Raw genomic sequence first — 8,328 nt, forward strand, 5'->3', positions numbered from 1 at the left:
CCCTCCCACATTTCAGACCGAGTACAGTTAGTCAGGCCAGCGCACGGTCAGACCGCCATCAATCACGATGCTTTGCCCGGTCAGATAACTTGAGGCTTCACTGGTCAAGAACTGCACCAACGACGCCACTTCGTCCGCCCTGCCCACGCGGCCCAGCGGAATCGCTTTTGCGGCCTTGGCCAAGCCCTGCGGCCCCAACGAATTCTTCGCATCCAACGACTGCGGCGTCTCGATCAACCCCGGGATCACCGCATTGCAACGAATGCCACGAGGCGCCAACTCCACCGCCAGCGAGCGACACAGCCCCGGCACGCCGGCCTTGGCGGCGGCATAGTGCGAATGCTCCTGCCAGCCATACACGCCACCGGCAATCGACGAAATCGCCACCAGCGCGCCGCCTTCGCCCATGTGCCGGCTCGCGGCGCGGAAAGTGCGCATCACCCCCGTGAGGTCGACGTTGAGCATCTCGTCCCACAGCGCATCGGTCATCTCCAGCAATGGCGCACGGCGCAGCAAACCGGCGTTGGCCACGGCATAATCCAGCCGGCCAAAATGCTGCACCGCCTGTGCGGCCAAGGCGTCCACCGAGGCGGTGTCGCCCACGTCCAGCGCCAGCATCAGGCATTCGCCGCCGGCCTGTTCCACCAGGGCCACGGTGCTTTGCGGGTCATGGGGATCGGCCGGGTAATACCCGCCCACCACCACCACGCCCACACGCGCATAGGCCACCGCGAGGGCTTGGCCGATGCCGCTGGCGGCACCGGTAATCAAGGCAACTTTACGGCTCATCACACACTCCTTACTGAACGGTTTCCGGGCGCACATGGCGGGCGACGAACATCAACATGCCGGACAAAAAACACGGCACGGCGCCGAACCACAGCGCAGCGGTCTGCCAGTCGCTGCCGGCGGACAACACCTGGGTGGCGCCGAAGCCTGCGACCACCGCACCGATCGGGCCCATGGCGTGGATGATCGCGCCACCGGTGGCACGAATGCTGGTGGGGAAACTTTCGCTGATAAAGAACAGCGCCGCCGAGTACGGCCCGATCAGGAAGAACAGGCCCAGGCTGTATAGCCCGACCACCATCGCCATGTTGCTCGGGCCGAACAGCATTCCGGCAAACGACAGGCCGCCGAGCATCCAGCCCAGGCCGATCACGTTGCGGCGACCGATCTTGTCGCCCATCCAGCCGTGGCTGAGGTAACCGCAGTAACCCACCAGGTTCGACAGCACGAGGATGATCAACGAGTTCTCGAACGAGATGTGGTGCACGCTGACGATCACCGAGGTGCCCAATACGCTGAACACCTGGATCGCCGCCCAATTGAGCAACAGCGCGGCGCCGATGACCAACGTGGCGCGTCGCGCCGGGCCCCGGAATGCGGCCTTGAGACCGGCCTTGCTGTGCTCGTCGTAATCCACGCCGTAGGTCACGGCGACGTTTTGCGCGTCTTTCACCGCGCCGCTTTTACGCAGCTCGCTGATGCGCTGGTGAATCTGGAATTGCGGGCTCTCCTTGAGCTTGCGCGCCATGATCGCAATCACGATCGCCGGGATCGCCGCGAAGATAAAACAGCCCTGCCAGCCGATGATCGGCAGCAACAGCGCGGTCAGGCCCGCCGCGATCAATGCCCCAACCGGCCAGCCGCCCTGCACCAGGCTGTAGATGAAGCCGCGACGCTTGGTCAGCCGCGGGTCTTCGGAGGCGCCATACAACTCGGTCAGATAGGTGGCGTTGACGGTTTCCTCGGCGTAGCCCAGGCCGCCCAGCGAACGGATCAGGATCAGCGGCGACTTGCCCCACGCCCCGCCAATCGCAGTCAGCGCCGAGCACAGCGCGGAACCGGCCACGGTGAAGATAATCCCTTTGCGCCGCCCCAATTTGTCGACGATCGGCCCAATGGCCAAAGCCACGACGGCGGTACCCACCGCCACCCAGGTCGCGATTTCAGCTTGCTCCACTTCGCCCCAGCCAAAGTGCCGGCCGATCTCCGGCAGCAAGGTGCCGAACAGGATGAAGTCATACACCGCAAACACCCAGGCGAAGAAAGCGATCCAGGTCGCAAAGCGCACTTCCCGGGACGTCAGTTGCCGGGGTTTCCAGCCAGTCAGGTCAAGCTTGTTGTAGATGGACATAATCGCGCCTCAAGGGTGGGGGCAGAGGGTCAGGAACGGGGTTGGCGGCGCATGAAGTCGTCGGCGATTTCGTCGAAGGTGACGAAGCGCACGCCGGCATGGCTCTGGATGTGTTCGATCAAGCGCTCAAGCATCAACAGCACTTGCGGGCGGCCGGACACGTCGGGGTGGATGGTCATGGTGAACACCGCATGTTCGTGCTCGCGGTAGACCCAGTCGAACTGGTCGCGCCACATTTCTTCCAGGTGGCGCGGGTTGACGAAGCCGTGGCTGTTGGGGGCTTTCTTGATGAACATCATCGGTGGCAGGTCGTCGAGGTACCAGTTGGCCGGGATCTCCACCAGGTCGGTTTCTTCGCCGCGCACCAGCGGTTTCATCCAGGTGTCGGGGTGCTGGCTGTAATCGATCTTGGTCCAGCTGTCGCCCTTGCGCACGTAGTAGGGATGGAAGTCGTTGTGCATCAGGCTGTGGTCGTACTTGATGCCTTTTTTCAGCAGCAGCTCGTTGGTGACCTTGCTGAACTCCCACCACGGCGCGACATAGCCGGTGGGGCGTTTGCCGGTGACTTGGGTGATCAGGTCGATGGACTTGTCGAGCACGATTTCTTCCTGCTCGGCGGTCATCGCAATCGGGTTTTCGTGGCTGTAGCCGTGCACGCCGATTTCGTGACCGGCGTCGGCCACGGCCTTCATCTGCGCGGGGAAGGTTTCCATCGAGTGACCGGGGATAAACCAGGTGGTACGCAGGCCGTAGCGTTCGAACAGTTTGAGCAGGCGCGGCGCGCCGACTTCACCGGCGAACAGGCCACGGGAGATGTCGTCCGGCGAGTCTTCGCCGCCGTAGGAACCGAGCCAGCCGGCGACGGCGTCTACGTCGACGCCAAATGCACAGAGGATGTCTTTAGCCATGGTGTGTCTCCTTAAACGTTAAGTACGGATTCAACGGACAAGGCCGCGCGCAACAGGCGTGCGTCTTCTCCCGTCGGGGCGCTGAGCAGCAATCCGGTGGGCAGGCCCTGGGCGTCGCGGCCGCTGGGCAGGCTGACGCCGGGCATATCCAGCAAACTGCCGGGCATGGTCAGGCGCAGGGTGGCGAGGTTGGTGTGCACGAACAGCTCGTCGTCGGCTTCCAGCGGTGCCAGGGCTGGCGCGACATGGGCGACGGTGGGGCTCATGAGGATAGCGCCGTCGAGCTCGTCGATCAGTTGCTGTTGCAGACGGCGGCGTGCATCGGTCAGGTGGATAAGTTGGCTGGCCGGCAGCGCGCGCGCGGCTTCGAGGCGTCGGCGCACACGCGGGTCGAGTTGCTCGGCATCGCGGCTGTCCAACAAGGCTTCGTGCAGGGCAAAGGCTTCAAAGGCGCCAAGCCAGCCGTGGTGCTTGATCAGCTCCAGGGTGGCCTGAAAGGTCGTGCATTCGCGTTCTTCGATGAGCGCGCCCTGGGCCTTGAGTTGCTCCACGGCGCGCAGCAGGTTGTTGCGCACGGCCGGTTCAACGTCTTGTTGCGCCAGCACAAAGCGCTGGCCCTTGAGCGGGCGGGCGCGGTGGGTTTGAGTACGGCCATGCAGCAGATCATCGATGGTCAGCGCATCGCGCACACTGCGCGTCAGCGGGCCGAGGCTGTCGAGGGTGTGCGCCAGCGGGAAAACACCGTCGCGGCTGTAGCGTCGGCAACTGCTGCGATACCCCACCACGCCGTTGAATGCCGCCGGAATCCGAATGGAGCCGGCGGTGTCGGTGCCCATGGCAATCGGCACGATATCGGCCGCAACAGCCACCGCCGATCCGGACGACGAACCGCCCGGGATACGTGCCTGATCCACGCCATGGGGGCTGCGCGGCGTACCAAAATGCGGGTTCAGGCCCAGGCCGGAATAGGCCAGTTCACTAAGGTTGGTCTTGCCGACGCTGACCATCCCGGCGCGGCACAACAGGCCGACGCTGGGCGCATCGAGCAAGGCGGCGGGCGCATTGCGACGGTAAGCGGCGCCGGCGGTGGTGACGCTGCCGGCCAGATCGAACAGGTCTTTCCAGGCCATCGGCACGCCATCGAACACACTCAACGGCTGGCCGGCACGCCACCGGGCGGTGGCGGCCTCAGCTTCACGGCGCGCGCGTTCGGCGGTCAGACTGATAAATACCGCGGCGTAGCGTCCCGCTTGATCGAGCGTGTGTTCGAGGGCTTGCACCGGGTCGCTGCGACCGCTGGCAAAATCCTCGGCCATCGACGTGGCGTCTGACATCTGCATGCACCTCATAAACGTACATATTAATAAAATGTACATTTTACAAAGGCAGATTTCGTGCCAGTCTCTGTAGCAGGCCTTTGCCGGTTTTCAGGTTTAACGTTCAAGTCTGCGGGCTAGATGCTTTTGATCGGGGCAAAAAAATCTCAGCGAAGCGTTATCAAGCGTTCCGACCCAATAATGTATCTTTTATAAATAAATACATTTTGGTGCAAAAAAGTAACATCTCCTGCTTCCAGGCCCCAAAAAAGTGCCACCGACGTGGCACAGAGTGACAGGCGCATCTATGAGAGAATCCTCGGCCACCGTCCTATATGCCCCAGGGAACGCAATGAAAGCAGTGTCCGCCTCGGCCTCCCGTTACGCGATGATTCACCAGCTGTTGCGCGACGCGATCGTCAACGGCACCGCCCGCCACGGCCTGGTGCTGCTGGAAGCGCCGCTGGCCGATCTGTTCGGCACCAGCCGTGTGCCGGTGCGCAGGGCGCTGGACCTGCTGCATGCCGAAGGCCTGATCTGTCGCTTCAATGGCCGTGGTTACCTGATCAACCCCGAAGGCCTGGCCATTGAGCCGCTGCGCCTGCCCTTGAGCCATGCGCACCTGGGCCTGAACGGCGAGGCGGAGCTGGTGGACACACGGCCATTGGGCGAGCGCATCGTCGAGGAAATCGGCGCGGCGTTGTCCACCTGCATCGCCTTCGGCCACTACCGTCTGGATGAGCAAGCCGCCGCCGACCATTACGGTGTCAGCCGCGCAGTGGTGCGCGAAGCCTTGATGCGCCTGCGTGATCGCGGCCTGGTGGAAAAGGAGCCCTACTCCCAATGGCTGGCCGGGCCGTTGACCGCTCGGGAAGTCACCGAAGACTACGAACTGCGCGCCTGCCTGGAGCCCGAAGCCCTGCGCCAAAGCGCGCCGGACCTGGACCGCGACCTGCTCCAAGCCATGCTGCAACGCGTGCTCAACGCCCAGGCCAGCCCCCAGTGCAGCCTGGAAGCCATCGAACAGATCGAAAATGACCTGCACCAACGCTGCCTGGCCGGCCTGCGCAACCGCAAGATCGCCGCGCTGATCCGCCAGGGCCAGAGCCCGATGATCATCAGCCGGATTTTCTACCATTTGCTGGGGATCGGCGCTGATCCGGCGATGTTGGCCGAACATCGCCTGATACTGGAGCTGCTGCTGCATGGCGCGTTTGATGCGGCAGCGTTGAATTTGCGTGAGCATTTGCAACGGGCCAGTCAAAGGATGTTGCAGCGGTTGAAGGTGCTGTCGGTGTTGCCAGAGCAGCCTTTGCCCGCCTATCTCCACAAAATCAGCTGATTCAACACCGGTCAAATGTGGGAGGAAGCAAGCCCCCTCCCACACCGACCGCATCTGCCCGCGTAATTTCATGCAAATTATTGCTATCTCCCCTCCCCCATTGAAACCACCACTGCACCGCCCCATCTAAGCACCATACTTCCTGATGCAGGTGCCCCATGAGCGACCAGCAAGAATTCCCCGATTACGACCTCAACGACTACGCCGACCCGGAAAACGCTGAAACCCCTTCGTCCCACACCGGCCTGGCCCTGCCTGGGCAAAACCTGCCGGACAAGGTCTACATCATCCCGATCCACAACCGGCCGTTTTTCCCGGCCCAAGTGTTGCCGGTGATCGTCAATGAAGAACCCTGGGCCGAAACCCTGGAGTTGGTGAGCAAGTCCGAACATCACTCCCTGGCGCTGTTCTTCATGGACACGCCGCCGGAAGATCCGCGCCATTTCGACACCTCCAGCCTGCCGTTGTACGGCACCCTGGTGAAGGTGCACCACGCCAGCCGCGAGAACGGCAAGCTGCAATTCGTCGCCCAGGGCCTGACACGCGTGCGTATCAAGACCTGGCTCAAGCACCACCGCCCACCGTACCTGGTGGAAGTCGAATACCCGCACCAGCCCAGCGAGCCGACCGATGAGGTCAAGGCCTACGGCATGGCGCTGATCAATGCGATCAAGGAGCTGCTGCCGCTCAACCCGCTGTACAGCGAAGAGCTGAAGAACTACCTCAACCGCTTCAGCCCTAACGATCCGTCGCCGCTGACCGATTTCGCCGCCGCGCTGACCTCGGCCACCGGTAACGAATTGCAGGAAGTGCTGGACTGCGTGCCCATGCTCAAGCGCATGGAAAAAGTGTTGCCGATGCTGCGCAAAGAGGTCGAAGTTGCGCGCCTGCAAAAAGAACTGTCCGCCGAGGTGAACCGCAAGATCGGTGAACACCAGCGCGAGTTCTTTCTCAAGGAACAGCTCAAGGTCATCCAGCAGGAGCTGGGTCTGACCAAGGACGACCGCAGTGCGGACGTGGAGCAGTTCGAACAGCGCCTGGAAGGCAAGACACTGCCGGCCCAGGCGAAAAAACGCATCGATGAAGAACTGAACAAACTGTCGATCCTGGAAACCGGCTCGCCGGAATACGCGGTGACGCGCAACTACCTGGACTGGGCCACCTCAGTGCCATGGGGCGTGTATGGCGAGGACAAACTTGACCTGAAACACGCGCGCAAGGTGCTGGACAAGCACCATGCCGGCCTGGATGACATCAAGAGCCGCATTCTCGAATTCCTCGCGGTGGGCGCTTATAAAGGCGAAGTCGCCGGCTCCATCGTGCTGCTCGTCGGCCCGCCAGGCGTGGGTAAGACCAGCGTCGGTAAATCCATCGCCGAGTCCCTGGGCCGGCCGTTCTACCGCTTCAGCGTCGGCGGCATGCGCGACGAGGCCGAGATCAAGGGCCATCGCCGCACCTACATCGGCGCCCTGCCGGGCAAGCTGGTGCAGGCGCTTAAAGATGTGGAAGTGATGAACCCGGTGATCATGCTCGACGAGATCGACAAGATGGGCCAGAGCTTCCAGGGCGACCCGGCGTCGGCGCTGCTGGAAACCCTGGACCCGGAGCAGAACGTCGAATTCCTCGATCACTACCTGGACCTGCGCCTGGACCTGTCCAAAGTACTGTTCGTGTGCACCGCCAACACCCTGGACTCGATCCCCGGCCCGTTGCTGGACCGCATGGAAGTGATTCGCCTGTCGGGCTATATCACCGAAGAAAAAGTCGCCATCGCCAAGCGCCATCTGTGGCCAAAGCAGCTGGAAAAAGCCGGCGTGGCAAAAAACAGCCTGACCATCAGCGACGGCGCTGCGTGCATTGATCGACGGCTACGCCCGCGAAGCCGGGGTGCGCCAGTTGGAAAAACAACTGGGCAAACTGGTGCGCAAGGCGGTGGTCAAGTTGCTTGACGCGCCGGACTCGGTGATCAAGATTGGCAACAAGGACCTGGAAAGCTCCCTCGGCATGCCGGTGTTCCGCAACGAGCAAGTACTGTCCGGTACCGGTGTTATCACCGGCCTGGCCTGGACCAGCATGGGCGGCGCGACGTTGCCGATCGAAGCCACGCGTATCCATACGCTCAACCGCGGCTTCAAGCTCACCGGGCAGTTGGGCGAGGTGATGAAAGAGTCCGCCGAAATCGCCTACAGCTACATCAGCTCCAACCTGAAATCCTTTGGCGGTGATCCGAAGTTCTTCGACGAAGCCTTCGTGCACCTGCACGTACCGGAAGGCGCCACACCCAAGGACGGCCCGAGTGCCGGCGTGACCATGGCCAGTGCGCTGTTGTCGCTGGCGCGCAACCAGCCGCCGAAAAAAGGCGTGGCCATGACCGGCGAACTGACGTTGACCGGGCATGTGCTCCCGATCGGCGGCGTGCGCGAGAAGGTGATCGCGGCGCGGCGCCAGAAGATTCACGAGCTGATTCTGCCGGAGCCCAACCGTGGCAGTTTTGAAGAACTGCCGGAATACCTCAAAGAAGGCATGACGGTGCACTTTGCCAAGCGCTTTGCGGATGTGGCGAAGGTGCTGTTCTGATACTTATGTAGTACCTGAACCGGCCATATCGGGGGCAAGCCCCCT

At 62.4% G+C, this 8,328-nt stretch carries 5 protein-coding genes and 1 pseudogene; 2 read left to right on the forward strand and 4 right to left on the reverse strand.

The features are described from left to right. Positions 1–27 precede the first annotated feature (27 nt). The 4 genes from JWR98_RS24240 to JWR98_RS24255 are packed head-to-tail and all read right to left on the reverse strand — an operon-like array spanning position 28 to position 4,382. Positions 28–789, reverse strand: coding sequence for an SDR family NAD(P)-dependent oxidoreductase (locus JWR98_RS24240; protein ID WP_205491419.1), 762 nt, complete (start codon positions 787–789; stop codon positions 28–30). Between the two features lie 10 nt (positions 790–799). Then, complete coding sequence (locus JWR98_RS24245) at positions 800–2,140, reverse strand: MFS transporter (protein WP_078731734.1); 1,341 nt, start codon at positions 2,138–2,140, stop codon at positions 800–802. A gap of 29 nt (positions 2,141–2,169) precedes the next feature. Next, entirely contained in the window at positions 2,170–3,048 is an 879-nt protein-coding gene (locus JWR98_RS24250) for a polysaccharide deacetylase family protein (RefSeq protein WP_078731733.1), read from the reverse strand. An 11-nt stretch (positions 3,049–3,059) separates the two neighbouring features. Further along, a complete protein-coding gene (locus JWR98_RS24255) occupies positions 3,060–4,382 on the reverse strand; it encodes an amidase (protein WP_078731936.1) in 1,323 nt (440 codons plus the stop codon). Between the two features lie 334 nt (positions 4,383–4,716). On the opposite strand from JWR98_RS24255, the gene JWR98_RS24260 reads away from it, so the two are divergent. Further along, positions 4,717–5,706 (forward strand): GntR family transcriptional regulator, encoded by a 990-nt coding sequence (locus tag JWR98_RS24260; RefSeq protein WP_205491421.1) that lies wholly within the window; start codon positions 4,717–4,719, stop codon positions 5,704–5,706. Positions 5,707–5,864: 158 nt separating this feature from the next. Then, positions 5,865–8,283 (forward strand): annotated as a pseudogene (lon, locus tag JWR98_RS24265) (endopeptidase La). The last annotated feature ends 45 nt before the right edge of the window (positions 8,284–8,328 follow it).

It is taken from the genome of Pseudomonas lactucae (assembly GCF_016937615.1).
In the GTDB taxonomy this organism is placed as follows: domain Bacteria; phylum Pseudomonadota; class Gammaproteobacteria; order Pseudomonadales; family Pseudomonadaceae; genus Aquipseudomonas; species Aquipseudomonas lactucae.

Bases quoted from the DNA above. Each gene is read 5' to 3' on its own strand.
- JWR98_RS24240 (WP_205491419.1), bottom strand. From the start codon at position 789: ATGAGCCGTAAAGTTGCCTTGATTACCGGTGCCGCCAGCGGCATCGGC.
- JWR98_RS24245 (WP_078731734.1), bottom strand. From the start codon at position 2,140: ATGTCCATCTACAACAAGCTTGACCTGACTGGCTGGAAACCCCGGCAA.
- JWR98_RS24250 (WP_078731733.1), bottom strand. From the start codon at position 3,048: ATGGCTAAAGACATCCTCTGTGCATTTGGCGTCGACGTAGACGCCGTC.
- JWR98_RS24255 (WP_078731936.1), bottom strand. From the start codon at position 4,382: ATGTCAGACGCCACGTCGATGGCCGAGGATTTTGCCAGCGGTCGCAGC.
- JWR98_RS24260 (WP_205491421.1), top strand. From the start codon at position 4,717: ATGAAAGCAGTGTCCGCCTCGGCCTCCCGTTACGCGATGATTCACCAG.